Origin of the sequence: Desulfatitalea alkaliphila, from assembly GCF_022968795.1 — a bacterium.
GTDB lineage: Bacteria > Desulfobacterota > Desulfobacteria > Desulfobacterales > Desulfosarcinaceae > Desulfatitalea > Desulfatitalea alkaliphila.
Window position 1 is genome coordinate 31,302 of record NZ_JALJRB010000001.1, and the last position, 26,252, is coordinate 57,553.

A 26,252-nucleotide genomic window follows, 5' to 3' on the forward strand; every position below is an offset into this window, starting at 1 on the left:
CGCGGTAACCCGATTTCACGATTCGCGGTAGGTCTCGGGATCGATCCCCTTGCGGTTGAGCATCTTTTGCAGGGCTTGCCGGCTCAATCCGGAAAGCCGGGCGGCTTTGGAGACATTGCCTTGGGTTTTGCGCAACAGCTGATCGACGTATTGATCGGTGAAAGCGTCGATCAACCGCTCCTTTTCGTCCAGGTAGGGCCGGATTTCTTCGATGCCGCCGGGGAACGGGGTGATGCCGGCCGCCCTGTCCGGCTCTTCCGCAACGGCCGCCAGGGCATCGCGGTCGATTTCCGTTTCCGGTGTAAAAAGCACCAGGCGGCGCACGAAGTTCTGCAACTCCCGCGCGTTGCCGGGCCATTCGCGCCGCACCAGCCGGTTCATCACTTCCGGTGCGATCCGCTTGGAGGCGCAGCCCAACTCGTCGCACACCTGCCGGGTGAAGTGTTGCACCAGCAGGGGAATGTCTTCGCGCATTTCGCGCAGCGCGGGGGTGAACACGCTGACCACGTTCAACCGATAGTAGAGATCTTCGCGGAAGGTGCGGTCCTTGATCTTCTCTTCCAGATTTTGATTGGTGGTGGAGAGGATGCGCACATCCACGCGGAAGTCGTGGGTGCCGCCCAGGGGACGGATCTCCCGCTCTTGGAGCACCCGCAGCAGTTTGGTCTGCACACTGACCGGAATATCGCCGATCTCGTCCAGCAACAGGCTGGCGCCGTGCGCCTGTTCGAAAAGTCCCTTGTGATAGGCCATGGCGCCGGTGAAGGCCCCCTTTTCGTGGCCGAACAGTTCGCTCTCCAGCAGGTGTTCCGGGATGGCCGGGCAGTTGACCGCCACCAGGTCCCTGCTGCTGCGGCCGCTCAGGCCGTGGATGGCCCGGGCCACCAGCTCCTTGCCGGTGCCGCTTTCGCCGCGGATCAAGACGGCATAGTCGCTGTTGGCCAGCGATTTGATGGCCTGATAGAGGCGCCGCACCGGCTGCGACTGGCCCAGAAAGTGGGTGAAGGCCGCCTTTTCCGATACCTGCCGCCGCAGGGTCAGGTTCTCGCCGATCAATCGGCTGCGCTCCAGCCCTTTGCGCAACACCCGCAGCAGGTCCGGTATCTCGAAAGGCTTGGTGATAAAATCGTAGGCCCCCTGCTTGATGGCCGTGACGGCAGTTTCGATGTCCCCGTAGGCGGTCATCATGATGACGGTGGGCGGCGGTTCGCACCGGCCGAAGGCCTCGAGCAGCGCCATGCCGTCCACCTCGGGCATGCGTACGTCCAGCAGCACCAGGTCATGGCATTGCTGCTGGATGTCGGCCATCACCGTCTCGGGATCATCCGACACCGTGACCGAGACCCCCTCCAGTTCGTAGGCCAGCACCCGCTGCAACCCCTCCAGCATGTCCTTTTCATCATCGACGATCAGCAATCGCTGCGGCTGCATGGATCAGGCCTCCAGGGGCAAACGGATGGTGAAGCAGGTCCATTGGCCCGGTTCGCTTTCCACTGTGATTTCGCCACCGTGATCCTGGACGATGCCGTAGCTGACCGAAAGCCCCAGGCCGGTACTCTGCCCGGTGGCCTTGGTGGTGAAAAAGGGATCGAAGATTTTGCTCTTCATGGCCGGCGCGATGCCTTTGCCGTTGTCCCGGATATGGACCTCGACCCATTTTTCATCGGCCTGCCAGACGGTTGCGATGGTGATCGCGCCCGGTCCCTCCATGGCCTGGCACGCGTTGATCAGCAGATTGATCAACACCTGTTTGATCTTGTTCACATCCATGACGATGTGGGGCACCGCATCGTCCAGTTGCAGATCGACCCGCACCTTCTGCTTCTTGAATTGGTGGTTGAGCAGTTGCACCACCTCGAAGACGATGCGGTTGAAGGCGGCGGCCTGCTTGGCGCTTTCGTGGCTGCGGGCGAACTGCAGCAGGTCGCTCACGATGCGTTTGGAATTGAGGGCCTGCTTTTCGATGGTGGCCAGGTCCTTGAGCCCTTGGGGAAAATCGGCCAGGGCCCGTTTGAGCAAATCCACGTAGCAAAGAATGACGCCCAAAGGGTTGTTGATCTCATGGGCCACACCCGCGGCCAATTGGCCCATGGCCACCAGCTTTTCCGCCTGCTGGATCTTCTCTTCCATCTTCTTCTGATCGGTGATCTCCCGACTGTAGCGGATGATGCGCACCAAGCGGCCGGCGTCATCCAAAACCGGGTAAAACTGCACCATGAACAGCGCGCCGCCCGGATAGCGCACCTCCTGGGTCACGGCCTTGCGGGTGTTGACGACGCTTTTCAGGCCGCAATCGGCGCAGGGTGCCAGATTACCCGAGTGGGCTTCGTAGCAAGGTGCATCGTAGACATCGGCCAGCGTCACCTCGTAGCGCCTGAGATAGGCCTGGTTGACCATCTTGATGCGAAAGTCGCTGTCCAGCAGCACCACCATGTCGGTGATGCCGTCGAAGGCCGATTGCAGCAACTCCTTGCTCTGCACCAAGCGTTGGCGGTCGCTGAAACTTTCCAGGGCGATGCCGATCTGGCGTCCGATGGAGAGCAGCAGCGCCTGTTGATCAGGGGTGATGGCCTCGCCCGGCCGCTCCAGAAAACTGATCACACCCAGTGACTTGCCGCGGCAGGCGATGGGCACATTGAGGCAGTCGGCCCCTCGTCGGGAAAGAAAGCGGGTGATCTGCCCGGCAAAGGCCTGACCGATATAGGCGGCCACCGCCGGCTTTGGCGCGGCGGGATCCTTTTCGCTTGGAGAAGGATGGATTTGGCTCGGCAATCCATCGGCGCCTTGCTGAAAGTGTAGTTGGAGGGTTTGATCTTCCTCCTGCAGCAAATAGAGCCCCACGCCCTGGATCGGAATCATGGCCAGGCTCTCGCCCAGCACGCTGGGCCATATCTCCTCCATGCCCCGGGCCTGGCTGGTCATTTCCGAAATACGGTTCAAGGTTTTGAGCTCCTGGTTGCGGGCCGTCACCTTTTCCTGCAGCAGGCGTCGGCTCTCTTGCAGCGCCCGGGTCCGTTTGGCCACTTTGCGCTCCAACTCCAGGTTGTGAAGCTCCAATGCCTGCCGGCTGCGGCGCAACTGGCCGGCCATATTGGTGGCCGCCAGGGTCAGGGCGCGCAATTCATCGTTGACCGGCACCTCGTCGGAAGGGTCGGGGCAAAGGTCCTCGTCCACCGCTTCCCGGAACACATTGAGCACACCGCGCAGGTCGTTGACCACGATGCGGTTGAAAAAGAAGGTCAAAAACAGGTAAAATAGCGAAACAAATAGAAAAACCGTCAAGAAAACCGAGGTGGCCCGCCCCTTGATGTCGGACAGGGCCTTGTGCACCGGTACGCCCACGGTAATGATGCCGGCCAGTTCCCCCGGATAGTGGCCGAAGCCGTTTTCCGCGCCGTAGGATCGCACCAGTTCGGTGGGGGCATCGGCGGGATCGCCGTGGCAGTGCATGCAACTGTTTTCGAAAAACACGGGCTGGTGACGCACGAAATGGGCTTCGTTGCGGCTGCCGGACATGCCTTGCCAGTTGTGTTGGTCGGGGTTCTGCCTGAAGTGTTCGATCATGCGCCGCTCCAAGGCATCGGCCTCCGCAGCGGGGTTACGCGCATTGATCGATACCCGTCGGTATCTGAAATCCGCCAACTCTCGACCGAAGCGGTCCATGATCGCCCGACCGACATAGGAGGTGGACATGGCTTCCATCATGAAAAAGTCGGGACCGAAGGCGTCGAACATGCGTGGCCGCAGCTCTTCACGGATGTAGGCCCGACTGGCCTCCACCGCCGCCATGACCAATTCGGTGTTGGCATGGGCGATCTCCTCCAGCTGCCGCTTCTCGTGGCGATAGATGAGAAAGGCACTGGCAAAACAGACGACCAGCAAACAGAGTGCGATCCCGATGTGGAATCGGGTTCTCAGGCTCCAGGACGATTCGAAGGGTTGTGCGGTGATCCGTTTGGGTTTCATGGCATTCAACTTTTGTCGCATCTTGCATCGAGGAGAAGGGGGGCAAGTGCCAACCACGGCATGCACGGGTGACAACCAGGGTTGTCAATCCATGGTTTGAAAGGGACACCCAATCTTTTGGCCCGCGTCTCCATACTCAATACAACATACCGGTTTTTTTGTTTTTTTAATCTTTCTTCGCCTCACCGGCAAAAGTGGCGCCGCTCTTGCTAACCAATCACGCCGGTTGTGTACGCTCCGGCGGTCACTCATACCACTCAACGTTTACCGTTATCAACATATCAACGATTCAATCGCATTGGAAAGGAGATGTTCATGGCAAGCAATCAATCAGGAGACGCCGGGTTCGTCGTCGACAAGCAGGGCTGGGAGTGGTCCCAGTTGTGGAAAAAGGAGGATTGGCTGGCAATCTGGCTGGGTTTCATCATTTTGATCGTCGGTCTACTGATCTTTCTGCCCCGTCCGCCGGCCGATCTGGACGCCAAGCTGGCCGGCGCCGACGCCATCATGCAATCGGAAAGCGAACGGGCGCCATTTCACACCATTGAATGGCACCAGGCCAATTCCACCAAATCCGGCCTGCGCGGCCGCAGCGAACCCCACGGCAAAACCCTGAGCAAATGGCTGAGCACACCGGCCCGCTGGTCGTCCAACCCCCTTCAGGCCCTCTATCTGAGTGAATCCGGGGCGGCCCAAATCAGGGAAGGCGCGGCCGCCGCCTACGACCAGGCCAAGGCGCGCACGGCCGAAGCCCTGGCCAAGGCCCGCGCCGCCCAGAACGCGGCCGAGTCGGCCGGCTTCCAGGATCGGCCACTGAACAAACAAGCCGATGAAGCGATCAGGGCCTGGCGCGATGCCCGCAGCAAGGAGAGCAGCGCCAAGTCCAAGGCCGAAACCAAGGCCTACAACAAGATCCCCTACCTGATCGGCATCCTGATTCTGTTCATGTTGTTCTTTACCCCCGGCGCCAAGCTCATGGGCAAGAACACGGGCATGTTCATGAAGGGTTTCGTGTTCGTCTTCCTGTTGGCCATCGTGGCCGAAATCATCGGCGGCCAATCCACCCTTCGCAGCTGGGGCTTCGGCCCGCTGATCTGGGCCATTCTGGGCGGCATGTTGATCGCCAACACCATCGGCGTTCCCAAGTTCATCCAGGAGGGGGCCCAGACCGAATATTTCATTAAAACCGGTTTGGTGCTGCTGGGCGCCGAGATCCTGTTCGGCAAGATCCTGGCCATCGGCCAGGCCGGCATCTTCGTGGCCTGGGTGGTCACCCCCGTTGTGTTGGTCTTGACCTATATGTTCGGCCAGCGTGTCTTGAAAATGGAATCCAAGACCCTGAACATCACCGTGTCCGCCGACATGTGCGTCTGCGGTGTTTCGGCGGCCATCGCCACTGCGGCGGCCTGCCGGGCCAAAAAAGAGGAGCTGACCATCGCCCTGGGCATGTCCATGCTCTTCACCGCCATCATGATGATCGCCCTGCCCTCTTTCATCGTGGCCATCGGCATGCACCCGGTGTTGGGCGGCGCCTGGATCGGCGGCACCATCGACTCCACCGGCGCCGTGGTGGCCGCCGGCGCCTTCCTGGGCGAGACCGGCATGTTCGTGGCCGCCACGATCAAGATGATCCAGAACGTAATGATCGGGGTCATCGCCTTCGGCGTGGCCGTCTACTGGTGCGCCCGGGTCGATTGCGCCCCCGGCCAGATGGTCAGCAAGATGGAGATCTGGTACCGCTTTCCCAAGTTCGTGCTGGGCTTCATCGCGGCCTCCGTCATTTTCTCGATCCTTTTCGAGTCCATGGGCGACAGAGCCACGGCCCTTGTCGACCAGGGTGTTTTGCGCGGCTTCTCGCGCGTTTGCCGCGAATGGTTCTTCATCCTGGCCTTCGCCTCCATCGGCTTGACCTCCAACTTCCGTGAAATGGCCAAACATTTCAAGGGCGGCAAGCCGGTCATTCTCTATGTGTGCGGGCAAAGCTTGAACCTGATTCTGACCCTGGTCACCGCCTACATCATGTTCTTCGTGGTGTTCCCGGGCGTCACCGAGAGCCTGATGAACTAATCGCGCAACGCCAACGCACAAGGAGCCTGTGTCATGGGTACCATCAAAGGCAATAGCGCCGACATGAACGGCCATCGCAATTACAGCCTGCGGGGCTGGCTCGGCTTGGCCGCCGGCTTGGGTCTGTTGTGGGTGACCGCCTATGTGATTCTGCCGTGGGGCAACCAACTGCCCTACATCCAGCCGATCATGCAGGCCATCGAAGATTCCGAAATCGATGCCGGCACCTACTGGTACACCCAGTCGGAGGAGACGGCCGTGGCCACGATGTTTGTGCAAAACACCCTGCGGACGCAATAAACGATCTCTCAGCTCCTTGAGACCCCCGAAGGTCCGGGCGGCATCCGCCGCCCGGACCTTCACCCTTTCACACAGGACCGGCGCCATGAAATCGGTCTCGCCCGTTTCACTGCTCCACCGCCTGCATGCCTGGTGGGAACACCGTGTGTTGTGGGAACCCAAGGCCTGGATTCAGGTGGAGGTCACCACCGCCTGCAATGCCGCCTGCACCTACTGTCCCCGCACCGTTTACCGTTCCCGATGGCACAACCGGTTTCTTCCCTTGTCACTGTATCGGCGACTGCTGCCGGCCTTTGCCAAGACCGAACTGGTCTATCTGCAAGGCTGGGGCGAGCCCTTGCTGCACCCCGATCTGCCCGCCATGGTGGCGCTGGCCAAGCAAGCCGGCGCTCGGGTGGGCACCACCACCAACGGCATGCGCCTGGATGCCCCTTTGGCCGAAAAGTTGATCAATGCCGGACTGGATCTGATGGCCTTCTCGCTGGCGGGCGCCGGCACCGCCGACAACGACCGCTTCCGGGCCGGTACGGCCATGGAAACGGTGCTGGCCAACATTGCAATGCTGGCCGACATCAAAAAACGCCTCGGCACAAGAACACCGGCGATCCATATCGCCTACCTGATGCCGGCCTCGGGCATGGCGGAATTGGAGGCGCTGCCCAGTCGTCTGCAAGGCACGGCGGTTGAAGAGGTGGTGGTCAGTTTGCTGGATTTCACCCCCGATGACGATCGGCTCAAGGCAGAGGTGGTGAACCTCGACGATCCGGCGCGACGGGCAACCCTGGCGTCCCTTTTCGAACGTGTGCACGCCGCCGGCCAAGCCGCCGGCATAACGATTCACACCCCTTTTCCGGGCGACAGCACAATGGAAACCGTCTGTACGGAAAACATTCAGCAGGCCCTGTGCGTCTCCGCCGACGGGGAAATCTCGCCCTGCATGCCGGCCAACCTGCCGCTCACGGACGTGCACCACCTGATCGACGGTTGCCGTCGTCCCTACCGGCGCCTGACCTTCGGCAATATCGGCGTCGACTGGCTGCCGGTGATCTGGCGTCGACCGGCCTATGTCCGTTTCCGTGCCGCCCATGCGCAAGGCGTCATTCCGGCGCCGTGTGCCGGATGCGCCAAGCTGCGTCGTCTTCCTAGGACTTGAAAATGTGATCGCGCTGCTGCCGGCGCAGCGTGCGCATGGCCGACTGCATCTGCGCGACCAACGCGCCGGTATCGATTTCGGCAGGTCTGGCCTGCAGTGCGGCTTCGATGACGGCCGCCTCAAGCTCGAAAAGCCGGTCCTGAAACGTTTTGTACTTGCCGGGGGAGATGTAGCTGTTGCGCACCAGCGCTTCATAGGTTTGGCCGTTGCTGTTGAGCAGCTGCCGAAAGTGGGCGGCCAGACATTCGATCTCGCGCATCTGCTTTTGATGCAGGGTGCGTTCCGCGGCATTGTCCGGCCGCGAATCCGCGCCGAAGGCCGCCACGGTTTTTTCCAGGGACGCGCCATCGACAACGGCGTTGAAAGCCAGGTCCAAAGCAATCTTCTTGTTTTTCAAGAACCCTTCGACAAAATCGCGAATGCCGTTTTTGTACTTTTTCAGATCCTGCATGAAAAACAGGAACAGCAGGGGCAGCAAGATGATCCAGACGGTCACCTTGGGCTTGTGGATCACCTGTTTGGCCAAGGCATGCGCAAACACCTGCTCGCCGTGCCAGATCAACGCATGCCGCTCTTCCAAGAGTTGTTGTGCCAAAACCGCGCCTCCTTCGCACCCTACGCAATCGGGAAAATGGTCATACCCTTTCCATAGCCGATAATCCAACCGATTTCGATAGCCAATTGCCCCTGGAAAGGAATTTGATCAGGTCGCCATGGAGCCCGCGGAGCCCGCCAGGGCGGGCAGTTTTAAGTTTTAAGTGTTAAGTTTTAAGTTAATGAATTCTGTCGTTTAGATGTGTGTGTGTGTGTGTGTGTAGGGAGGGGGGCGAGTGTTTCGGGGGTGTCGGGTGGCCGAAGGCCAGGAGGTGTTTCGCATAAGGGCTCGCGAAAAATTAACTTCGCATTTTAGGCGCCCGGATTTGGGTCGGATTGGTTTGATCAGCGGATTCAAAACCGGAGGCATAGCGAGCTATTCCGAGGATTTTGAATCCGCTGATCGGGCCAAGACGGCCTGAAGCAGGGATGCATAAAATGGGAAGTTATTTTTTCGCGAGCCCTAAGCGGCGGCAACCGGATGGTTTGTGTATGTGGCGTGAACGCTACCCGCCTAAACGGTGGCGGCAGGGTGTGCATCACCTCTTGTTGCTGCGCAACACTGGCAACCAGTTGCCAGTGCCACCCCCGCCACCCCCTAACCATCTCTAATCGATAGAATACCTTCAACTTAAAACTTAACACTTTAAACTTAAAACTGGCCCGCCAGGGCCTCTGGGTGCCACCCGCGTTACCCATGCCAAAACGACATGCGATTGCCCTGGCCGACTTCCGCCACAAGGTTGACAAGCGCCGCACCGCAAGATAGTCTCCGCGCGCGGAGTTGGATTCCCGACCAAATGCGGCAGTGCGTGATTGTTCCTTGGTCCGTCGCCCCTACCCCGGCAACAGTTTAAGAAGGAGGAATAATGAAAAGGTGTGCTTGCCTTAAGGCCATGGTTCTGATGGGATGTTGTCTCTGGATCGCCCTGGGTGTGGTCATCCCCCAAGGCGCCGAGGCCAAAACCGTCACCCTTACCTACAGCAACTTTTTCCCGCCCACCCACATTCAAAGCCAACTGGCCGAGCAGTGGTGCCAAGAGGTGGAAAAGCGCACCGAAGGCCGGGTACGCATCAAGTACTTTGCCGGCGGTACGCTGACCCCCGCCAACCAGACCTATGGCGGCGTGCTGGACGGCATTTCGGACATCGGCATGTCCGCCTTCGCATATACCCGCGGCCGATTTCCGGTCATGGCCATCGTCGACATGCCCTTGGGCTATCCCACCGGCGTCGCCGCCACGGCGGTGGCCAACGCGGTTCAGGCCAAGTTCCAACCCGAAGAGCTGGCCAATACCCAGGTGATGTATTTGCACGCCCACGGCCCCGGCATCATTCACACCCGCGGCAAGCCGGTGCGCACCCTGGAAGACTTGAAGGGCGTAACCATTCGCTCCACCGGTTTCAGCGCCGAAATGGTCAAGGCGCTGGGCGCGACCCCGGTGGCGCAACCCATGCCCGAAGCCTACCAGAGCCTCCAAAAAGGGGTGGTGGACGGCAGCGCCCATCCCATCGAAGCCAACCAGGGATGGAAGCTGGGCGAAGTGGTCCATCACGCCACCATGGCCTACTCCGTGGGTTACACCACCGCCTTCTTCGTGGTGATCAACAAAGACAAATGGAACAGCCTGGAAGCCCGGGATCGGGAAACCATCGAAGCCATCAACGCCCAATGGGCCGTTAAACACGGCGAGGCGTGGGACAGCAGCGACACCGAGGGATTGCGGGCGTTCTTTCAACAGGGCAACAGCGCCTTCGGTCTGGACAGCCGGGAAGCGGCACGCTGGGAGGCGGCGGTGGCCCCCATGATCGATGCCTATGGCCAAAAACTGGAAGATGACGGTCATAACGGCAAGGCCATTCTGAAGGCCATTCGCGAAACATTGAAAAACCATCGTTAACCCAATGGAATCCACGGGGGCGTAGGGGCGCGGCGGCGGCAACCGCCGGCATCCCGGCGCCCCCCGCCTTTGCCAGCAACAGCCACGGCCAATCCCATGAATCTGATCTGGAAAGCGTTTCAATGGATCACGGATAAGGCAAAAGCCGCCGGCGGCCTTTGCCTGGTCGGCATGACGGTGCTGACCTGCGCCGACATCATCGGCCGTTTCTTCAAATATCCCATTTTCGGTTCCGTGGAACTGGTCACCTTCATGGGCGCCCTGGCCGTCGCCTTCGCCCTGCCGTTCACCCACCAGACCAACGGCCATATCGGCGTGGAGCTGGTGGTGCGGCGCCTGACGCTGAAAACCCGGCTGATCATCCACATTCTGACCGGACTTGCCGGTTCGACCCTGTTCGCGGTGGTGGCCTGGCGCATGTGGGTGTACGGCCTGAATCTGAATCAGGCGGGGGAGGTGTCCATGAATCTCCAGCTGCCGGAGTACCTCATCGTTCTGGCGGTGGCCGCCTGCTTCTTTGTTTTGACCATTGTCATTCTCAGGGGGGTGATCGAAGCCTTCGGTCAATTGAAAACCAAATGAATCCCACACTGATCGGTATTGCCGGCATCGTGCTGATGGTGATCGTTTTCCTGACGCGCATGCCCGTCTCCTATGTCATGACCCTGGTGGGCCTGGCCGGTTTCAGCCTCCTGGTATCGACCCAGGGCGCCCTGAACATGCTGGCCAAGGATATCTATTCGGTCTTCGCCTCTTATGGCCTGACCACCATCCCCCTCTTCATCCTCATGGGCCAACTGGCCTTCAGCAGCGGCATCAGCCGGCGATTGTACGACACGGCCTATAAATTCATGGGCAGCACCCGCGGCGGGCTGGCCATCGCCACGGTTTCGGCCTGCACCGCCTTCGGATCGGTGTGCGGCTCCAGTCCGGCCACGGCGGCCACCATGGCCACGGTGGGCCTGCCGGAAATGAAACGGTTCAAATATGCGGACGAGCTGGCCACCGGCGCCGTCGCCTCGGGCGGCGGCCTGGGGATGATCATGCCCCCCAGCGTGGTGCTGATCGTTTACGGCGTCCTGACCGAGCAATCCATCGGCAAGCTGTTCGTGGCCGGCATCGTCCCGGCCATCCTGATCACCTTGCTTTTTTGCCTGGCGATTCTGGTCTGGTGCACCATCGCGCCCCAGCAAGGGCCCCGGGGCGAAAGCTTTTCCTGGAAAGAGCGGATCAAAGCACTGGGCGATCTGGGGGAAACCCTGCTGGTGTTCGCCCTGGTGATGGGGGGGCTCTTTTTCGGCTGGTTCACCCCCACCGAAGCGGCGGCGGTGGGGGTTTTCGGCGTGGTGGCGGTCTCCTTGCTGCGGCGGCGCCTCACCTGGAAGGGGTTCGTAGCGGCGCTTTACGAAACGTTGCGCACCTCGTGCATGGTGATGATGCTCATCGCCGGCGCCATGGTGTTCGGCAAATTCATGGCGGTGACGCGCATTCCTTTCGACATCGCCCAATGGATCGAGCACCTGAACCTGGCGCCCATCCTGATTCTGGCCGTCATCGTGCTGGTCTATTTCGTCGGCGGCTGCTTCATGGATTCCCTGGCCCTGGTGATGCTCACCGTGCCCATCTTTCTGCCCCTGATCCTCCACTTGGGCTACGATCCCATCTGGTTCGGCATCGTGATCGTGATGGTGACCGAAATGGGGGTGATCACGCCGCCGGTGGGCATCAATGTCTACGTGGTCTACGGGGTGGCCCTGGGCATGAAGGAAGAGGTGGCCCTGGAGTCGATCTTCAAGGGCATCCTGCCCTTCCTGCTGGCCATCTTCGTCGGCATCGCCCTCATCGCCCTATTCCCCCAGCTGGTGCTGTTTCTCCCCAACCTGATGTATTAACCCAGCCGGGGAACGAAACAGCGCCGGAAAGCCGCCATGTAACCGTCTTGGTGGTCGCTGCGGTCTCTTTAAAGGTAACGGATGGGGGGCATGCCTTTGCGACAGCGCAGGGCTTCCAGCAGCCCTACGGTGCCGGTCATCATGTTGTCGCCCCATGGGGCTCCCCAGATGATGGGCAATCGGCTTGGCCCCAGCAGGCCGCGTTTGGGGCCGGTGGCGATGATGGCCCCGAGGGCGTCGAACCCCACGGCATGCCGCAGATAGGCGCCGTGCCCTCCTTCGGCCAGAATCCGGTCATGGCGCACCCGTCCTTCGGCCAGCTCCCGCAAGAGCGCTTCCAGACGTTCCAGGGTGATGTCCCGCGTGTGGTACTCCACGAAGCCGGCCACCCGGTCTTGCTCCATCACGGCGGCCACGGTGTGGGAGGTGGCGACATCCAGGATCATCACCGGTTGAGCACCGCGAGCATGGGGATCCTGCGCCGCGCCCGTCATGGCGGCCATGCCGCTGTCCATCACGTACACCTCCGCGGCGCCCAATTCGCGGGCGCCGCGCGCCATGGCGCCAAGGCGGGTGAAGGCCGGAGGCACTTCATCGTCGCGGAACAACAGGGTGTGGGGCAGTGGTGAGCGGTCCAGCATCGTCTGAAACAGGTTGTGGCGAAAATCGAGGTGGGACACGCCCTGCGGCGCCGCGCCATGGTCCTGGGCGCAAAGGGCCACCGCATCAAAGTTCATGGGAAACCCTAGGCCTTCGATGATCCGGGCGATCCGCACCGGCTGCACATCCTCCAGCACGATGGGAGCATACCGCTCGTCGCCGGCCAACCGGTCGATGGCCTTCTCATCGATCAAACGGATGCCCCAATCGCGCACCCGCGCCATATCGTGGTGCAAGGTAGCCGCCGCCGAATGCGACATCAGCACCTCGGCATCGGCGGCCCGCCGGCGCAGCGCCGCCGTCACCGGTCCGCCGCCCATCTCCACGCCGGTCACCAGCAGGTTTCCTTGCGTCGCATCGATCCGCCCAGCCACCAGCCGCACGGGCGACGGCGCCACGGCCTTGAAATGTTCGCCGGTCGCGGCATCGTACAACAAGATGTCCATGGTCCCGGCACCGATATCGATCATCAAAAATCGGCCCATTAGGCATAATTCCTTTCCTGGCAAAACAATAAACAAAAGGATCGGCCACCGCCAGCTTGTCATCGGTGGATAACAACCCAATCCTATCAAGATAAAGGATCCAAAAGAGTAAGGCAAATCCGATTCATCGGACAGCGCCCCGGACAAGACGCCCGATAAGGCTTGACCCAATTCACCGATCAATATACCCTTTCGGGCGAAACCTGCCAAAGATGATCCGTATCACCGGTCCAACCCGCTGCATCGGCGCTTTGGAAAATATTTCTTTTTCATCGGCCTCCGGCCGATTTCCCACAGGAGGAAGCATGAGTCAGTACAAATGGCCGTCATCGGAAGAAAAAATGCCTGAATGGGTCGAAAAAGCCCAGGCCATGTTCAAGCGTTACGGCCCCTTTGCCTATATCGGGATACTGGCTGTGGTGGTGCTGGTCTGGCTGGCCACGGGCATCTATGTCGTGGGACCCGGCGAACAAGGCGTCGAACGCCGCTTCGGCAAACATGTCAACACCACCGACCCTGGTTTGAACTACCGCATCCCCTGGCCTATCATGACCGCCGACGTGGTGGATGTATCCAGTATCCGGCGCGTGGAGGTCGGCTTTCGCAGCATGCGCGCCGGCCGCGATCAGACCATCCTGGAGGAGTCCCTGATGCTCACCCGGGACGAAAACATCGTGGACGTGCAGGTGATCGTGCAGTATCGCATCAAGGATGCGGCCGAATATCTCTTTCGGGTCAAGGATCCGGAAAATGTGCTGACCACTTCGGTGGAGGTCGCGCTGCGCAGCACGGTGGGCCGCATGTTGATCGACGAGGTGATCACCGAGCGACGCGCCGAAGTGCAAGCCGACACCAAGGAGTTCCTGGAACGGCTGGTGGACGCTTATCGGACCGGCATCCTGGTCACCGACGTGCGTTTGCAGGTGGCCGATGCCCCCGCCCAGGTAAGGGACGCCTTTCATGAGGTGGTTCGGGCGCGGGAGGACCGGGAGCGTCTGGTCAACGAGGCCCAGGCTTACATGGAAGACATCCTGCCCAGAGCCCGCGGCGTGGCGCAGCGCATCAGCGAAGAGTCCATCGCCTACCGTGAAGAACGCGTCCGGCGCGCCAGGGGCGATGCCAACCGTTTTTCCCAGGTGCTGACCGAATACCGGGAAGCCCCCGACGTCACCCGCGAACGCATGCATATCGAAGCCTTGGAAAGGGTCCTGGCCGAATCGCAAAAGGTCCTCATCAGCGACAATGCGGACAAAGGGGTGCTGCCGCTGCTGCCGCTGCGCGGCCTGGAAGGTGCCGTGCCGCCGCGAAGCAACAACCGCTGACGCCGTCCGCGACGCATTGCCGCCGGGGGTTTTCCTTCTCCCGGCAGATCTGAAACAAGAGGACCTACGCAACATCAGAAAGGATCATTGACATGAAAAACCAGGCAAACCGTTTGCCCATACCTTTGGTGGCCGCCATCGTGGCGCTGGCGGTGATCGCCGTCGTCGCCGTCCAGGGCATCGTCATCGTCGACGAAACCAACCAGGCCATCATCACCCAGTTCGGCGAATACCGCCGTACCATCAACGAGGCGGGCCTGCACTACAAGATTCCGTTCATTCAGAAAGTCAGCTTTCTGGAACGTCGCATGCTCTCGTCCGATGCCCTCTCCCAGGAGTATCTCACCCTGGACAAAAAGCGGGCGGTGGTGGACCATGTAACCCGCTGGCGGATTGCCGATCCGCTGGAGTTTTTCGTCACCGTACGAACCGAAATGGGCGCCCAGGCGCGTTTGGACGACATCGTGGGCTCCGAGCTACGGCGCCAACTGGCTGTGCACAACCTTGAAAACGTCATCGCCGACGATCGCGAACCCATCATGGAGTTAATCGCCGAATCCTCGCGCCTGGAGGCCAAACGGTTCGGCATTCACGTCGTGGACGTGCGCATCAAACGGGCCGACCTGCCGCCGGCGGTGCAGCAGAGCGTCTTTCAACGCATGGAAGCCGAGCGCAAACGGGAATCGGCCCGCTATCGCGCCGAGGGCGAGGAGCGCGGCGCATTGATTCGGGCCGAAGCGGAACGGGAGCGCACGGTGATATTGGCCGATGCCCAGGAAGCGGCCCAAACCCTGCGGGGCGAGGGTGACGCGCAGGCCATCGCCATCTACGCAGAAGCGTTCAACCAGGATCCGGAATTTTACGCCTTTACACGCCGCTTGGAAGCATATGAGAAGTTGCTCGGCGAGAAGGATATTCTGGTGCTGGACAGCAATTCCGACTTCTTCAAGTACCTGGTCAGCCACGAGATGCCGGCCGGCGCCCGGCGCTAACCAGCTAAAGGGCCATAAAAAGTGGGTGGGTGGCTGCCGCCGATTAAAGGCGGCAGCCACCCCTCATGAGCCGCTCCGCTCATTGTTGCTGATGCTGCATATTCATCCACTGATCACCCCGAAGCAGTCTGGAGCAGAGATGCGCAAAAAGGAAGTTGCTTTGCCGGGAGTCCTCAGAAGGGACTGATGAAATAATCTTCCCCTTTTTTGACCTCCACGCCCCCCACGCCGGTCAAATCCACAGGCCCCTCGTCCTGGGCATAATCCACCTTGATCCGAATCGTGGCGACCCCCAGCGGTTTGCCGCCGGCATCCATCACGGTACAGGTAATGCGATGGTTGCCCACGCTCAATCCGTCATGGACCAATGAACGACCGCTGCCGATCTCCCCGTCCACCTGGGATGTCCAGACCACGGCGGCATTACCCACCGTCCTGCCTTGTGCATCCCTGACGGTCACTGAAAAATTGATCTCCTCGCCGACCACGAAAACACCGTCATGACGCGGTGTGTCAATGCGCACCGTCGGCCCCTCATCGGCCGTTGCCGCCACCGCTCCGCTAACGGCCGAAACAACCACCAAGGCGACCACCAGGCGGATCGCCAACCCCCGATTGAACTGACTATTCATTGTCTTTCTCCTTCTATGATGACTGCTAAACAAAAAGCGATTTTCATAACACGAAACCGGTAACAATGCCAGGCACGAATCTTCTTGACAAGCGGCCCGATTTTTTCTCTAAGGGCCGGATGGAAACATGGATCGCGGTCATCATTCTGGGAATCATCGAGGGCATCACCGAATTTCTACCCGTCTCTTCCACCGGCCATCTGCTCATTGCCGGCCATTGGCTTTCGCCCCGTAGTGACCTGTTCAATATCGTCATCCAAAGCGGTGCGGTGCTGGCCGTGCTGCCCCTTTTCCCCGAAAGGCTGCGCCAATTTTTCTTTGAGTGGCGCCGACGGAGCACCCAAGTTTATCTGTTGAAAATCGCGGTGGCCTTCGGCATCACCGGCATCGGCGGCCTCTTCCTGCACAGCCGTGGCTTCGAGCTGCCCGAAACATTGGGGCCGGTGGCCTGGGCCCTGCTCATCGGCGGCATCGCCTTCATCCTGGTGGAAAAGCGGCTCCAGGGACGGCCCGTCCATACCGACATCACCTGGATGGTGGTACTGGCCGTGGCGGTCGGGCAGCTGATCGCCGCCGTCTTTCCGGGCGCCTCGCGCTCCGGGTCCACCATCTTGCTGATGCTGCTGTTGGGGGTCAGCCGGCCGGCGGCCACGGAGTTCTCTTTTCTGGTAGGCATCCCCACCATGCTGGCGGCGGGCGGTCTGAAGATTTACAGCGCCCTGGTCCATCCGCCGATCGACGCCCTGCCCGAAGATTGGGGCATGGTGCTGCTGGGCTTCGTGGTTTCCGCCGGGGTCTCTTTCATTGCCGTTGGCTGGCTGCTGCGTTTCATCCAGACCCACACCTTCATCGTTTTCGGCTGGTACCGCATCGCGGTGGCGGGTGTGCTCGGCGCGCTCTTTCTATTTCAATAGCCCTCAGGGGCGTCTCCATCCATCGCTATCAGATGATCGATCCCCGCCCTGAAGGTCTCCGGCGGCGGCAAGAGGCTGAGCACCACGACGCCCTCCCGGTTGAAGTCGTAAAACAGGCCCGGATGCACCAGTGTGTTGTGCCGCTCCAGCAACCGCAGCACCCGCGCCTCGTCGCCGAGGGCGTCATCGATTTCCAACACGGCGTACCAGCCGCCTTCACAAGGCAACAGGCGACAGTGGGACACCGCTCCGACCATCTGTTGCAGCAGGCGCCGATTGGCCGCCAGACGGCTGTGCACCTGCGCCTGGATGATCCGTCGCAGCGCCAGCAGGGAGGGTGCGGCGTGCTGCACCGGCGTTCCGGGTGAAAGATAGAAATCGAGCAGGGTCTCCAGGCGTGATCCGCTGGATCGGACCAGGTCCGTGTGACCGCCCACGGCGATCCAGCCCAGCTTGACCTGGGGCAACGCCAGCATCTTGGAAAAACCGTTCAAAACGAAGGTCAAGGCGCCAGCATCGGCCAAGGCACTGCGGGTTTGGGCGGCGGGGGTTGCGGGCGCGGGATAATCGGCGAACACCTCGTCCACGATCAAAGCCAACCCATGGCGCCGGGCAATGCGGTCCAGGGCGGCCAGGGCGGCCGGACCGGCATAGGCCCCGGTAGGGTTGTTGGGGCTGATCACCACCACCGCCCGGGTGCGGGGCGTAATCAAAGCCTCGAGCACCTCCAGGTCGATGGACCACCCCTGATGCGGATCCCAGCGGCACGGGTAGGCCACGGCGGACACGCCTTCGAAGCGTGCCAGGTAGCCGAGCAGGGGATAACCCGGCACGGGAATCAGCACTTCATCCGCGGGATCGGCCAGCAATTTGAACAGCATGGCGTAGGCCTCGCTGGTGCTGGCGGTCAAGTAGAGCGCATCGGCGGAAACACAGATGCCTTGCGCGGCGTAATAGGCCGCGATGGCTTGCCGCGCCGTCGCCAAGCCCCGCGGATCGGGGCGGTAGGTCATGGCGGCCGGCGATGCCAAGGCGGCCAGGATCGCCGCCGTCGGGTAGTCCAACCCCACTCGGGTTGGGTTGGACCGGGTCAGGTCGTTCAAGGCGATGCCCTCCGCCTGTTTGCGCGCCACCAGGCGGGCCAGCGCGTTGGCGGGGGCATTCCATTCGAACCGCTTGGAAAAATGCGCGTCCCTCATTGGGTGTCCAGCAGCCAGCGCTCCAGTTCGTCGATGGCGATGGGCGCCACCAGGGCTTTGCCCAGCCCTTGCAGCAGAACGAAATGGATTTGATCCCTTTCGCGCTTTTTGTCTTTCTTGAGGGCTTCGAACACGGACCGGCGGTCGAATGCGAGGGTGGTGGGCAGGTCGAGCCGCGCCAGCAAGGCGATGATCCGCTCCAGTTCGTCGCCGGACAGCAACCCTTTATGGTGGGAGAGACGGGCGGCCAGCACCATGCCGACGCTGACGGCCTGACCGTGGCTGATGCCCAACCGTTTTTCCAAGGCATGGCCCAGGGTGTGGCCGAAGTTGAGTTTGCGCCGCTCGCCGGACTCCCGCTCGTCTCGATTGACCACCTCGGCCTTGATCTCCACCGAACGGCGCACCAGTTCCAACAGCACCTCTTCGTTCAGGGACTGGATGGCCTCGCAATGGTTTTCGATGAAGGTGAAGTAGTCTCGGTCGGCGATGCAGGCGTGCTTGACGATTTCAGCCAGGCCGCCGGCGATTTGGCCGGGCGGCAAGGTGTGCAGCAGGCCGATGTCGGCGATCACGAAGCGGGGCTGGTTGAACACCCCCACCATGTTTTTATACCCCTTGAAATTGATGCCGTTCTTGCCGCCCACGGTGGCATCCACCTGGGCCAACAGGGTGGTGGCCACAAAGGCGAAGGGCACGCCGCGCATGTAGGTGGAGGCGGCGAAACCGGTCACGTCCCCCACGATGCCGCCGCCGATGCCCACGATGAAACTGGCGCGGTCCGCTTCCAGGGCGATCAATCGGTCATAGATGGCGGCCAGGGTGTCCAGGGTTTTGTGACTTTCACCGCAGCCGATGGTGATGGTGGGAAGATCGGGGAACTGCGATTGGTAAAGACGCCCCACGGTTTCGTCCGTTATGAGGATGGTATGGCCCGCGGGCAGGTAGCGCTCCAGACGCACCAGCCGTTCGCCCACCAGGATGCGGGAGCGGCCGCTGCGGCCGTCGACGGTTATTTCGTGCATGATGGTGATCTTCCTCTCTTTGGTGCCGTGACTGAAATCATTCCTGCAGCATGGCGTGCATCCGGCGGGCGTGGCCGCACAGGGTGATGAACTGTTCCGGATAGAGCGATTGGGCGCCGTCGCTCAACGCCTGGTCCGGCTGGTGATGCACCTCAACCATCAAACCGTGAGCACCGGCGGCCACCGCGGCCCGGCTCAAGGGGAGCACCTGGTCCCGCACGCCGGCGGCATGGCTGGGATCCACGATGATGGGCAGATGGCTCTCCTTGAGAATCACCGGCACCACCGACAAATCCAGGGTGTTGCGGCTGTGGCGCACGAAGGTACGTACCCCCCTCTCACACAAGATCACGTTGGAATTGCCGCCGGCCAGAATGTACTCGGCGGCCATCAACCACTCCTCCAGGGTGGCCGACATGCCCCGCTTGAGCATCACGGGCCGCCGGCTCTGACCGGCCCGCTTGAGCAAACTGAAATTCTGCATGTTGCGGGTGCCGATCTGCACGATATCGGCATACTCCTCCACCTGATCGAAGGTTTCGCCGTCCATGACCTCGGTCACCACCGGCATATCGAACCGCTCCCGGATCTTGGCCATGATCTTGAGTCCCTCCAGGCCCAGCCCCTGGAAGGTATAGGGTGAAGTGCGCGGTTTGAAAGCACCGCCGCGGAAGATCTGGCCGCCGGCCGCTTTGACCTGTTCGGCGATGGCCATGGCCGGGGCCTCGCCTTCGATGGCGCAGGGCCCGCCCATGATGGTCAAGTGGCCCTGGCCGATGGTCACCTTGCCCACCCGGATCAAGGTGTCGGCCGGCTGGATCTCCCGACTGACCAGTTTGTAGGGCCGCGTTACGGGAATGGCGTCCTTGACCCCCGGCAAACCGGCGAACAGCGCAGGGTCCACCGGACCGGCATTGTTGAGAATACCGATGGAGACCCGGTCGCCACCGGGAATGGGGCGCGCGGTGAACCCCCGGACCTCGATGGTGCGCACCACCTGGTCGATCTGTGCCGCCGTGGCGTTCTTGTCCATAACGATGAGCATGGCACTTCCTCCTTAAGGTCGTTGACCGAACACCCGCTGCCCGCCAAAAGAAAAGGACCGTGGGAAGCGAATGCCCACGGTCCTTAGTATGTGAATCGTCAATTGCGGCGATCGTCAACCGGCAGGCATCCATGGCCGTTGGCAGGCACACCACCACCAGTTGGAAAAACAACGCGCTGCAACTTTTTGAAAACCCATTGTCCACCTCGAATAATAGGCGATATGAGCACCCTGAAGCGCGTTTGTCAATAGCCAAGGGAAAAACTGTTTTGGTTTGCCGGCAGCGCCATGGTAGCTTGCACACATCGGGACGACAAAAAAACCATCGCTCCATTCATCCTCACCCATGCAACGGTGCGCGGAGGTACCATGACCACCGACAAGGCGGCGCCCGGCAAAGGCGGCAAAAGATGGCGCACGCTGTTGGCAGGCCTTTTGTTGGCCGTTTTGTTGGGCAGTTATCCGTGGGTCATCAACCGCTGCGCCTTCTACCCGGAACGGGACAACCCGTGGACGGGACAACGCCTGCCGGCAGGGGTGCAGGAAGTTTATCTGACCACGGCCGACGGGCAGCGGCTCCACTGCTACTGGCTACCGCAGCCGGCGGCGGAGCGGGTGGTGATCTATTTCCACGGCAATGCGGGCCATATCGGCCACCGGCTGCCGGAGTTGCAGCACCTGACCACCATGGGGTGCAATGTGCTGGGGGTGAGCTACCGCGGCTACGGTCTCAGTTCGGGGCGGCCCACCGAGGCCGGTATTTATGCCGACGGACAAGCTGCGCTGGCACACGTCACCGAACAGCTGCACTTTCCCTTGGACCGGGTGTTCGTGCTAGGCCGGTCCATCGGCAGCACCGTGGCTGTGGCGCTCGGTCAAAGCCACGCCTTGGGCGGTGTGATTTTGGTCACGCCTTTGACCAGCGGCAAGGAAATGGCCCGAATCCATGGCTTCGGCCTGTTGAGCGCCTTTGCCGGCAGCCGCTTCGACAACACATCAAAAATCGGCCGGCTGCAAGCCCCCTTGCTGGTGCTGCACGGCACCGAGGACACCATCACCCCCTATTTCATGGGCCGGCGGATCTATGAACAGGCGCCCTCGCCCAAGCGGTTCGTGACCCTCGAGGGGGGCGGCCACAACGATATCGGCAGACCGGACGACGACGCTTATTGGACGCCCATCGCCGACTTCATGGATTGGGCGCAGGGCCGCAAAACGCATTGAGATAGGCCTGCTCGACCCGTTCCGCTTCCCGCTCCCGCCGCCAGTAGAGAATGGTCGCACTGCCGTCCCCGATATCGATGATGGACCCGCGCAACGTGTGCTGGATGTGGTGGGTGAATTCATGGGCCAGAATGGCCTGTCCGCGACAAGGATCCAGAAAACGGCCCACATAGACCGTTCCCGTGCGGGTATCGTACAGGCCCAGAATGTCGTCCATGTACCCTCTGAGGATCATCCGGGCCCTGTCCGGACCGTATTGGTTTTCCCAGCGCAAATACGCCCGACGGTTGCTGCGGACGAAGACAGTGGCCAATTCGTCCTTGGATACCCGGTGCACCGGCGGCAACGCAACGGCGGCACCGATGCCCATTTGGCGCAGTGTCCAAGCCAGCACCGCCGCCTCCTCCGAAGGCGCTTCGGCAATCGCGGCCGGCAGCAAAAGGCTCCATGCCATCAGCACAACCAGGGCGAAGGGATAATGTTTTTTAAAAGTTTCGACCATACCAGACACCTCTTTGAGCTTCTATGTCTGGTATCGTCCGTGCGCCCCGATTCTTGAGCCGAAAACCGGATGGCCGAATCGGTCGCCTGCAACCGGCCCTGCAACCAGCGCCTGCTGCAGGCGCCTTGGTTCAGGGTGCGGGGGGTGTGCCGATCATTTGCCGGGTCTCTAGCCAATCCTGCATATCCAAAAGGGTACTGGTCAACTGGTAGCGGCCGATTTCAAACACACCGTAATCACCACCGCCGGCCATGGCCGATGCGAATCGGGTGGCATTGGCATAAAACAGCCAGGTGTTCATCCAGCGGCGCTCGATATGCTCGTCGAACAGGCTGCCGCCGCGGTCCAACCCCCGGGCGTGCCCTTGCGCCCATGCCGTTTCCATCAGCCGGGTGGCGGTGCGCACCTGGTGGTTGGTTTCTGCGATGGTGTTGTCCAGTCGCTCGAAGTGGGCGTCGACCCAGCCGGTGCCATGGCACGCCAGGCAGGTGGATTGCATGGTTTGACGGCGCTGTGCAATGGTTTCAGCGTCGATGAGATAATCCTTGGCCGGCGTGCCGTCCAGATCGGTGGGCAGGGGCAAGCCGGCGGCGTTGCGGATGATGGTGGTATCCGGGGATCGGGGTTTGGGATGGGCGTAGATCAGCCCGAACAGCCGCCATCCCAGGCGGTCGCTCATTTTGTGTGTGCGCCGGTTGATCACCATGCCCTCATCGTCCACCAGCAAGCTGATGTGGCAGGCGGCACAGGTGGGGGCTGTGAAATCCTTGCCCACGGTCCAGGGCACCGGGTCGAAGCGCCACTGGTCCGATTTGGCGGAGAAGATATTGCCGTGCTTGCTGGCGGCATAGATTTTATAGGCGGGCACGTCCGGCCCCGCATGGCACTCCATGCAGGTGTATGGCTTGCGGGCCATGGCGATGGAAAACTGGTGGCGGGTGTGACAACTGGTGCAGCTGCCGTGACTGCCGTCCAAATTGATCCGCCCCACCCCCTGGTTGGGCCAGCCCTCGATCACCGGAAATTCCATCTCGCCGTAATCGGTATCGCGCCATTGGGTGCCGCTGACGGCCAGTTTGGTGCCGTGGCAGTAGTAGCATCCCTCGGCCCGGGTGCGGGCATCGGGCGCATCGAAAACCATGTGTTTGCCCGCCTTGTGGTGGCTGCGTCCCAATATGGTGCGCTCCAGGTCGTTGTACACCGCGTTGTCCGCCAGGTTGGTGTGGGCCCGGGCCATGATGTTGTCGGCATACTCGGCGCGCTCCTGGGCATGGCAGGTGGCGCAGTCGTCCGGGCTGACCACCACGTGGATGTCGTAGCCGTTGTGCTCGAAGGTGTCGGCATGGGCGTCGCCGCGCAACATGTGACACTCGGCACACCCCACGCTTGTGTCGCGAAGCGGCTCGGGCACCTGCCGGCTGGAGACCTTCAGTGCCGTACCCGTGACGGTCATGGCCTTGCCGGGGGTGGTCGCCGCGTGCCGACTGCGTGCCCAATCGGCCACGATGCCCGGATGGGTCACGGCGTGGCATTCGATGCACTCCTGGGTTGAGACACTGACGGGCGCTTGTTCCGCAGGCACCCCAGGGACGCACATAAAAAAGACCAAAAGAACGACCAGGAAGCGAAACGTTGTTTGCATGGCGATCTCCTCTGACACGGTGGGTAAACGGATGCTAATAAATTACCACAATCGCCAGGCGCAATCCACAACACACTGCCAAGCCCTTTCACATACATATTGACACCCGCACCGTTCTGTCGGCATTCTTAATGTTCGCGCAAAGCAATTCAACCTGAGCACATTGATCCAATCCATCGCAGAAAGGAAGCGGTTTGCAACGCCCCTGGTCGCACCGATTCTTCAGCATTTGGAATCGACTGGAAAAACGATTGATGCCCACCTATGTTTGGGGTGCCGATCCGCTGACCTTCTGGCAGGAGCGCATCCTTTTCATCCTCTGTTTCATCACCACCGCCTTCGGTGCCATCCCCCTGATCCCCTCGGTCATCATGGCCTATCAGGAGGGGCTCTGGAGCGTAATCCTCCTCGATTCCGTCTGCTATGCCATCATCGTGGTGCTGCTGGTGAACCGCAACTGGCCCCTGCGACTCAGAGGCTACATCGCCTGCCTGACCTTTTACGGCTTGGGTGCCGGGCTGCTGTTCATTCTCGGCCCCCAGGGCGCCGGCTACATCTGGCTGTTCGGCGGCTCGATCATGGTGATCTCCATCGTGGGCCTGGAAGGGGCCTTCTGGATGCTGCTGATCAACACCCTGACCCTGCTTTCGGCCTCCTTCTACACCCACCTCTTTCAACCGGAGTGGGCGCCCTATCTGGGACAGCCGCTGCAAAAAATGCTCGTGTTGTCCATCAATTTTCTTTTTTTCAACACCTTTGCCACCGTGACCCTGGGCTTCATGCTCAACGGCCTGAAAACGGCCCTGGAAAAGGAGCGGCAGGTCAGCGCCCATCTACGGGTCAGCGAGGAGCGCTACCGCATCGTGGCCGATTTCAATTACGATTGGGAGTATTGGATCAATGCCCGCGGCCGTCTGGAGTACGTCTCGCCCTCCTGCGAACGCATCACCGGCTATTCGCCCAAGGCCTTCATGGACGATCCGGGGTTGCTGCTGGCCATCGTTCATGAGACCGACAGGGAACCGGTCGCGCAGCATCTTCAAACCGACGGCAATCCTTCCAAAGGGGTGGACAATCTCGATTACCGCATCGTCACGCGGGAAGGCCAGACCCGCTGGATCAGCCACTCCTGCCAGCCGGTCTTCGACGATGAGGGCCGTTTCCTGGGGCGGCGGGCCGGCAACCGGGACATCACGGACCGCAAGACCATCGAAGATGCCATCCGATTGCACCATGAACGGTTTCTCACCGTTTTGGACAGCATCGACGCGTCCATCTACGTGGCCGATGTGGACAGCCACGAAATCTTGTTCATGAACCGCCACATGATTCAACGCTATGACCGCGACTGGACCGGTCACACCTGCTGGCAAGCGTTGCGCAAGGGGTCGGGGCCCTGTGAGGTCTGCCGCAACCGGGAATTGGCGGTTCAAAGCAACGACGGCCGGGAGGTGCACAGTTGGCAGGAACAGGATCCGGAGACCCGGCGCTGGTATGTCAATTACGATCGGCTGATCAAATGGACCGACGGCCGACGGGCCAAGATCCAGATCGCCACCGACATCACCGAATTCAAAAAGATGGAGGTCGAGCTGCGCCAGAGTCATAAAATGGAAGCCATCGGCACCCTGGCCGGCGGCATCGCTCACGATTTCAACAATCTGCTCTACGCCATCATCGGATATGCCGAATTGTGCCAGGACGATGCACCCGAAGGGTCATTGCTGGAAGCCAATCTGGTCGAACTGCTGGCCGCCGCCAAACGGGCCAGCGACCTGGTCCGCCAGATCCTGACCTTCGCCCGACAATCGGACGAAACCGTCAGCCCCTTGAGCATCGCACCGGTGGTCAAAGAAGCGCTGCGCCTGATCCGCGCCACCTTGCCCAGCACCATTCAGATCCACTCGCGCATCAACAGCCAGGCCACCGTATTGGCCAACCCCACCCATCTGCATCAAATTTTAATGAACCTGTGCACCAACGCGGCCCATGCCATGTCACCCGGCGGCGGCACGCTGACCGTCAGCGTGGAAGAGGCTTCAGCGACGGAGGAGGATCCGACCACAACGCCGGACGGGCAAATGGTGGTGCTGACGGTGGCCGACACCGGCACCGGCATTGCGCCGGAGCACCTGACGACCATCTTCGAACCCTACTTCACCACCAAGCCCCCCGGTGAAGGCACGGGCATGGGTCTGTCGGTGGTGCACGGCATCGTGGAAAAATGCGGGGCCAAGCTCGCCGTCGAGAGCCGAGTGGGACAGGGCACCACCTTCGCGATCCGTTTTCCGGTCACCGAAGAACCGGCACAAGCACAATCATCGGCGGAAACCGCCGAACTGCCCATGGGCACGGAACATGTCCTGGTCGTGGACGACGAACCGGCTGTGCTCAACGCCATCGGCCAGACCCTGCAGCGCCTCGGTTACACCGTCACCCGCCACACCGTTCCACTGGCGGCCCTGGACCAGTTCCGCGCCCGGCCGGAAGCGTTCGACCTGCTGATCACCGACATGTCCATGCCGCAAATGAACGGCCACCAACTGGCCCGCGAAATATTGCGCATCCGCCCGGACCTGCCGGTGATTCTCTGCACCGGTTACAGCAATCTGATCACCGATGAGACCGCCTTTCAAACCGGCATCCGCGCCTTCGCCACCAAACCGATCGCCAAAAAGGAATTGGCCATAACCGTGCGCGATACGCTGGATGGCATCTGGACCAAGTAGGGGCATAG

At 61.1% G+C, this 26,252-nt stretch carries 21 protein-coding genes; 11 read left to right on the forward strand and 10 right to left on the reverse strand.

Features of this window, described 5'->3' with window-relative positions:
• Nucleotides 1-15: 15 nt before the first annotated feature.
• Together MRX98_RS00120 and MRX98_RS00125 are read right to left on the reverse strand one after the other, a co-directional pair.
• Nucleotides 16-1,431 carry a sigma-54-dependent transcriptional regulator gene (locus MRX98_RS00120; RefSeq protein ID WP_246901954.1) on the reverse strand — a complete coding sequence of 472 codons (1,416 nt, stop codon included), beginning with the start codon at nucleotides 1,429-1,431 and terminating at the stop codon, nucleotides 16-18.
• 3 nt (nucleotides 1,432-1,434) lie between these two features.
• Nucleotides 1,435-3,966, reverse strand: a complete 2,532-nt coding sequence (locus tag MRX98_RS00125) for a c-type heme family protein (RefSeq protein WP_246901955.1) — start codon at nucleotides 3,964-3,966, stop codon at nucleotides 1,435-1,437.
• Nucleotides 3,967-4,281: 315 nt separating this feature from the next.
• Here MRX98_RS00125 and MRX98_RS00130 point away from each other — a divergent pair, with 315 nt between their 5' ends.
• The 3 genes from MRX98_RS00130 (at nucleotide 4,282) to MRX98_RS00140 (ending at nucleotide 7,486) form a co-directional block, all read left to right on the forward strand.
• A complete protein-coding gene (locus MRX98_RS00130; RefSeq protein WP_246901956.1) occupies nucleotides 4,282-6,033 on the forward strand; it encodes a YeiH family protein in 1,752 nt (583 codons plus the stop codon).
• A 33-nt stretch (nucleotides 6,034-6,066) separates the two neighbouring features.
• Nucleotides 6,067-6,333 (forward strand): hypothetical protein, encoded by a 267-nt coding sequence (locus MRX98_RS00135; protein WP_246901957.1) that lies wholly within the window; start codon nucleotides 6,067-6,069, stop codon nucleotides 6,331-6,333.
• Between the two features lie 85 nt (nucleotides 6,334-6,418).
• Nucleotides 6,419-7,486, forward strand: a complete 1,068-nt coding sequence (locus tag MRX98_RS00140) for a radical SAM/SPASM domain-containing protein (protein WP_246901959.1) — start codon at nucleotides 6,419-6,421, stop codon at nucleotides 7,484-7,486.
• On the opposite strand, the gene MRX98_RS00145 is transcribed toward MRX98_RS00140, so the two are convergent.
• Nucleotides 7,476-8,081 carry an NF038143 family protein gene (locus MRX98_RS00145; protein ID WP_246901961.1) on the reverse strand — a complete coding sequence of 202 codons (606 nt, stop codon included), beginning with the start codon at nucleotides 8,079-8,081 and terminating at the stop codon, nucleotides 7,476-7,478. The two genes, MRX98_RS00140 and MRX98_RS00145, sit on opposite strands and share 11 nt — an antisense overlap.
• An 868-nt stretch (nucleotides 8,082-8,949) precedes the next feature.
• On the opposite strand from MRX98_RS00145, the gene MRX98_RS00150 reads away from it, so the two are divergent.
• The 3 genes from MRX98_RS00150 to MRX98_RS00160 all read left to right on the forward strand — a co-directional run bounded on the left by MRX98_RS00150 (nucleotide 8,950) and on the right by MRX98_RS00160 (nucleotide 11,873).
• Nucleotides 8,950-9,981 (forward strand): TRAP transporter substrate-binding protein, encoded by a 1,032-nt coding sequence (locus MRX98_RS00150; protein ID WP_246901963.1) that lies wholly within the window; start codon nucleotides 8,950-8,952, stop codon nucleotides 9,979-9,981.
• A 96-nt stretch (nucleotides 9,982-10,077) separates the two neighbouring features.
• Nucleotides 10,078-10,563, forward strand: coding sequence for a TRAP transporter small permease (locus MRX98_RS00155; RefSeq protein WP_246901965.1), 486 nt, complete (start codon nucleotides 10,078-10,080; stop codon nucleotides 10,561-10,563).
• On the forward strand, nucleotides 10,560-11,873 hold the full coding sequence (locus MRX98_RS00160; RefSeq protein WP_246901966.1) for a TRAP transporter large permease: 1,314 nt from the start codon (nucleotides 10,560-10,562) through the stop codon (nucleotides 11,871-11,873). The genes MRX98_RS00155 and MRX98_RS00160 overlap by 4 nt, the downstream gene beginning before the upstream one ends.
• Before the next feature lie 68 nt (nucleotides 11,874-11,941).
• Here MRX98_RS00160 and MRX98_RS00165 read toward each other — a convergent pair whose 3' ends face one another.
• Complete coding sequence (locus MRX98_RS00165; RefSeq protein ID WP_246901967.1) at nucleotides 11,942-13,018, reverse strand: DUF1786 family protein; 1,077 nt, start codon at nucleotides 13,016-13,018, stop codon at nucleotides 11,942-11,944.
• A gap of 305 nt (nucleotides 13,019-13,323) precedes the next feature.
• Here MRX98_RS00165 and hflK point away from each other — a divergent pair, with 305 nt between their 5' ends.
• Both hflK and hflC read left to right on the forward strand, forming a co-directional pair.
• Nucleotides 13,324-14,340, forward strand: a complete 1,017-nt coding sequence (gene hflK / locus MRX98_RS00170; protein ID WP_246901968.1) for an FtsH protease activity modulator HflK — start codon at nucleotides 13,324-13,326, stop codon at nucleotides 14,338-14,340.
• 92 nt (nucleotides 14,341-14,432) lie between these two features.
• Entirely contained in the window at nucleotides 14,433-15,332 is a 900-nt protein-coding gene (gene hflC / locus MRX98_RS00175; RefSeq protein WP_246901969.1) for a protease modulator HflC, read from the forward strand.
• A 173-nt stretch (nucleotides 15,333-15,505) separates the two neighbouring features.
• Here the strand turns inward: hflC and MRX98_RS00180 are convergent, their stop codons facing one another.
• The gene (locus tag MRX98_RS00180) at nucleotides 15,506-15,964 is read right to left on the reverse strand and encodes a hypothetical protein (protein WP_246901970.1); all 459 of its coding nucleotides are present in this window, start codon (nucleotides 15,962-15,964) and stop codon (nucleotides 15,506-15,508) included.
• Between the two features lie 119 nt (nucleotides 15,965-16,083).
• Here MRX98_RS00180 and MRX98_RS00185 point away from each other — a divergent pair, with 119 nt between their 5' ends.
• Nucleotides 16,084-16,878: an undecaprenyl-diphosphate phosphatase gene (locus MRX98_RS00185; protein WP_246901971.1), complete on the forward strand. Its 795-nt coding sequence runs from the start codon at nucleotides 16,084-16,086 to the stop codon at nucleotides 16,876-16,878.
• Here the strand turns inward: MRX98_RS00185 and MRX98_RS00190 are convergent.
• From MRX98_RS00190 to aroF, 3 genes are read right to left on the reverse strand one after another with little or no spacing between them, the layout of a single operon-like run.
• Entirely contained in the window at nucleotides 16,872-18,077 is a 1,206-nt protein-coding gene (locus MRX98_RS00190) for a pyridoxal phosphate-dependent aminotransferase (protein ID WP_246901973.1), read from the reverse strand. The genes MRX98_RS00185 and MRX98_RS00190 overlap by 7 nt on opposite strands.
• Nucleotides 18,074-19,102 carry a 3-dehydroquinate synthase gene (gene aroB, locus MRX98_RS00195; protein ID WP_246901975.1) on the reverse strand — a complete coding sequence of 343 codons (1,029 nt, stop codon included), beginning with the start codon at nucleotides 19,100-19,102 and terminating at the stop codon, nucleotides 18,074-18,076. Before aroB ends, MRX98_RS00190 begins: the two co-directional genes overlap by 4 nt.
• Nucleotides 19,103-19,139: 37 nt before the next feature.
• Nucleotides 19,140-20,147 (reverse strand): 3-deoxy-7-phosphoheptulonate synthase, encoded by a 1,008-nt coding sequence (gene aroF, locus MRX98_RS00200; RefSeq protein WP_246901977.1) that lies wholly within the window; start codon nucleotides 20,145-20,147, stop codon nucleotides 19,140-19,142.
• Nucleotides 20,148-20,516: 369 nt separating this feature from the next.
• Between aroF and MRX98_RS00205 the strand changes: the two genes are divergently transcribed.
• A complete protein-coding gene (locus tag MRX98_RS00205; protein WP_246901978.1) occupies nucleotides 20,517-21,371 on the forward strand; it encodes an alpha/beta hydrolase in 855 nt (284 codons plus the stop codon).
• Here MRX98_RS00205 and MRX98_RS00210 read toward each other — a convergent pair.
• Nucleotides 21,337-21,873: a hypothetical protein gene (locus MRX98_RS00210; protein WP_246901980.1), complete on the reverse strand. Its 537-nt coding sequence runs from the start codon at nucleotides 21,871-21,873 to the stop codon at nucleotides 21,337-21,339. The two genes, MRX98_RS00205 and MRX98_RS00210, sit on opposite strands and share 35 nt — an antisense overlap.
• A gap of 130 nt (nucleotides 21,874-22,003) precedes the next feature.
• Nucleotides 22,004-23,515 (reverse strand): multiheme c-type cytochrome, encoded by a 1,512-nt coding sequence (locus tag MRX98_RS00215; RefSeq protein WP_246901982.1) that lies wholly within the window; start codon nucleotides 23,513-23,515, stop codon nucleotides 22,004-22,006.
• Nucleotides 23,516-23,769: 254 nt separating this feature from the next.
• Here MRX98_RS00215 and MRX98_RS00220 point away from each other — a divergent pair, with 254 nt between their 5' ends.
• A complete protein-coding gene (locus MRX98_RS00220) occupies nucleotides 23,770-26,244 on the forward strand; it encodes a hybrid sensor histidine kinase/response regulator (protein WP_246901983.1) in 2,475 nt (824 codons plus the stop codon).
• Nucleotides 26,245-26,252: the final 8 nt, after the last annotated feature.

Excerpts from the sequence above, each read along its gene's own strand:
- MRX98_RS00150 (WP_246901963.1), top strand. The coding sequence starts at position 8,950 with ATGAAAAGGTGTGCTTGCCTTAAGGCCATGGTTCTGATGGGATGTTGT.
- MRX98_RS00190 (WP_246901973.1), bottom strand. The coding sequence starts at position 18,077 with ATGAGGGACGCGCATTTTTCCAAGCGGTTCGAATGGAATGCCCCCGCC.
- MRX98_RS00130 (WP_246901956.1), top strand. The coding sequence starts at position 4,282 with ATGGCAAGCAATCAATCAGGAGACGCCGGGTTCGTCGTCGACAAGCAG.
- MRX98_RS00135 (WP_246901957.1), top strand. The coding sequence starts at position 6,067 with ATGGGTACCATCAAAGGCAATAGCGCCGACATGAACGGCCATCGCAAT.
- MRX98_RS00205 (WP_246901978.1), top strand. The coding sequence starts at position 20,517 with ATGACCACCGACAAGGCGGCGCCCGGCAAAGGCGGCAAAAGATGGCGC.
- MRX98_RS00215 (WP_246901982.1), bottom strand. The coding sequence starts at position 23,515 with ATGCAAACAACGTTTCGCTTCCTGGTCGTTCTTTTGGTCTTTTTTATG.
- MRX98_RS00155 (WP_246901965.1), top strand. The coding sequence starts at position 10,078 with ATGAATCTGATCTGGAAAGCGTTTCAATGGATCACGGATAAGGCAAAA.
- MRX98_RS00180 (WP_246901970.1), bottom strand. The coding sequence starts at position 15,964 with ATGAATAGTCAGTTCAATCGGGGGTTGGCGATCCGCCTGGTGGTCGCC.
- aroF (WP_246901977.1), bottom strand. The coding sequence starts at position 20,147 with ATGCTCATCGTTATGGACAAGAACGCCACGGCGGCACAGATCGACCAG.
- MRX98_RS00120 (WP_246901954.1), bottom strand. The coding sequence starts at position 1,431 with ATGCAGCCGCAGCGATTGCTGATCGTCGATGATGAAAAGGACATGCTG.
- MRX98_RS00140 (WP_246901959.1), top strand. The coding sequence starts at position 6,419 with ATGAAATCGGTCTCGCCCGTTTCACTGCTCCACCGCCTGCATGCCTGG.
- MRX98_RS00210 (WP_246901980.1), bottom strand. The coding sequence starts at position 21,873 with ATGGTCGAAACTTTTAAAAAACATTATCCCTTCGCCCTGGTTGTGCTG.
- MRX98_RS00160 (WP_246901966.1), top strand. The coding sequence starts at position 10,560 with ATGAATCCCACACTGATCGGTATTGCCGGCATCGTGCTGATGGTGATC.
- MRX98_RS00165 (WP_246901967.1), bottom strand. The coding sequence starts at position 13,018 with ATGGGCCGATTTTTGATGATCGATATCGGTGCCGGGACCATGGACATC.
- MRX98_RS00185 (WP_246901971.1), top strand. The coding sequence starts at position 16,084 with ATGGAAACATGGATCGCGGTCATCATTCTGGGAATCATCGAGGGCATC.
- hflC (WP_246901969.1), top strand. The coding sequence starts at position 14,433 with ATGAAAAACCAGGCAAACCGTTTGCCCATACCTTTGGTGGCCGCCATC.
- aroB (WP_246901975.1), bottom strand. The coding sequence starts at position 19,102 with ATGCACGAAATAACCGTCGACGGCCGCAGCGGCCGCTCCCGCATCCTG.
- hflK (WP_246901968.1), top strand. The coding sequence starts at position 13,324 with ATGAGTCAGTACAAATGGCCGTCATCGGAAGAAAAAATGCCTGAATGG.
- MRX98_RS00220 (WP_246901983.1), top strand. The coding sequence starts at position 23,770 with ATGCCCACCTATGTTTGGGGTGCCGATCCGCTGACCTTCTGGCAGGAG.
- MRX98_RS00125 (WP_246901955.1), bottom strand. The coding sequence starts at position 3,966 with ATGAAACCCAAACGGATCACCGCACAACCCTTCGAATCGTCCTGGAGC.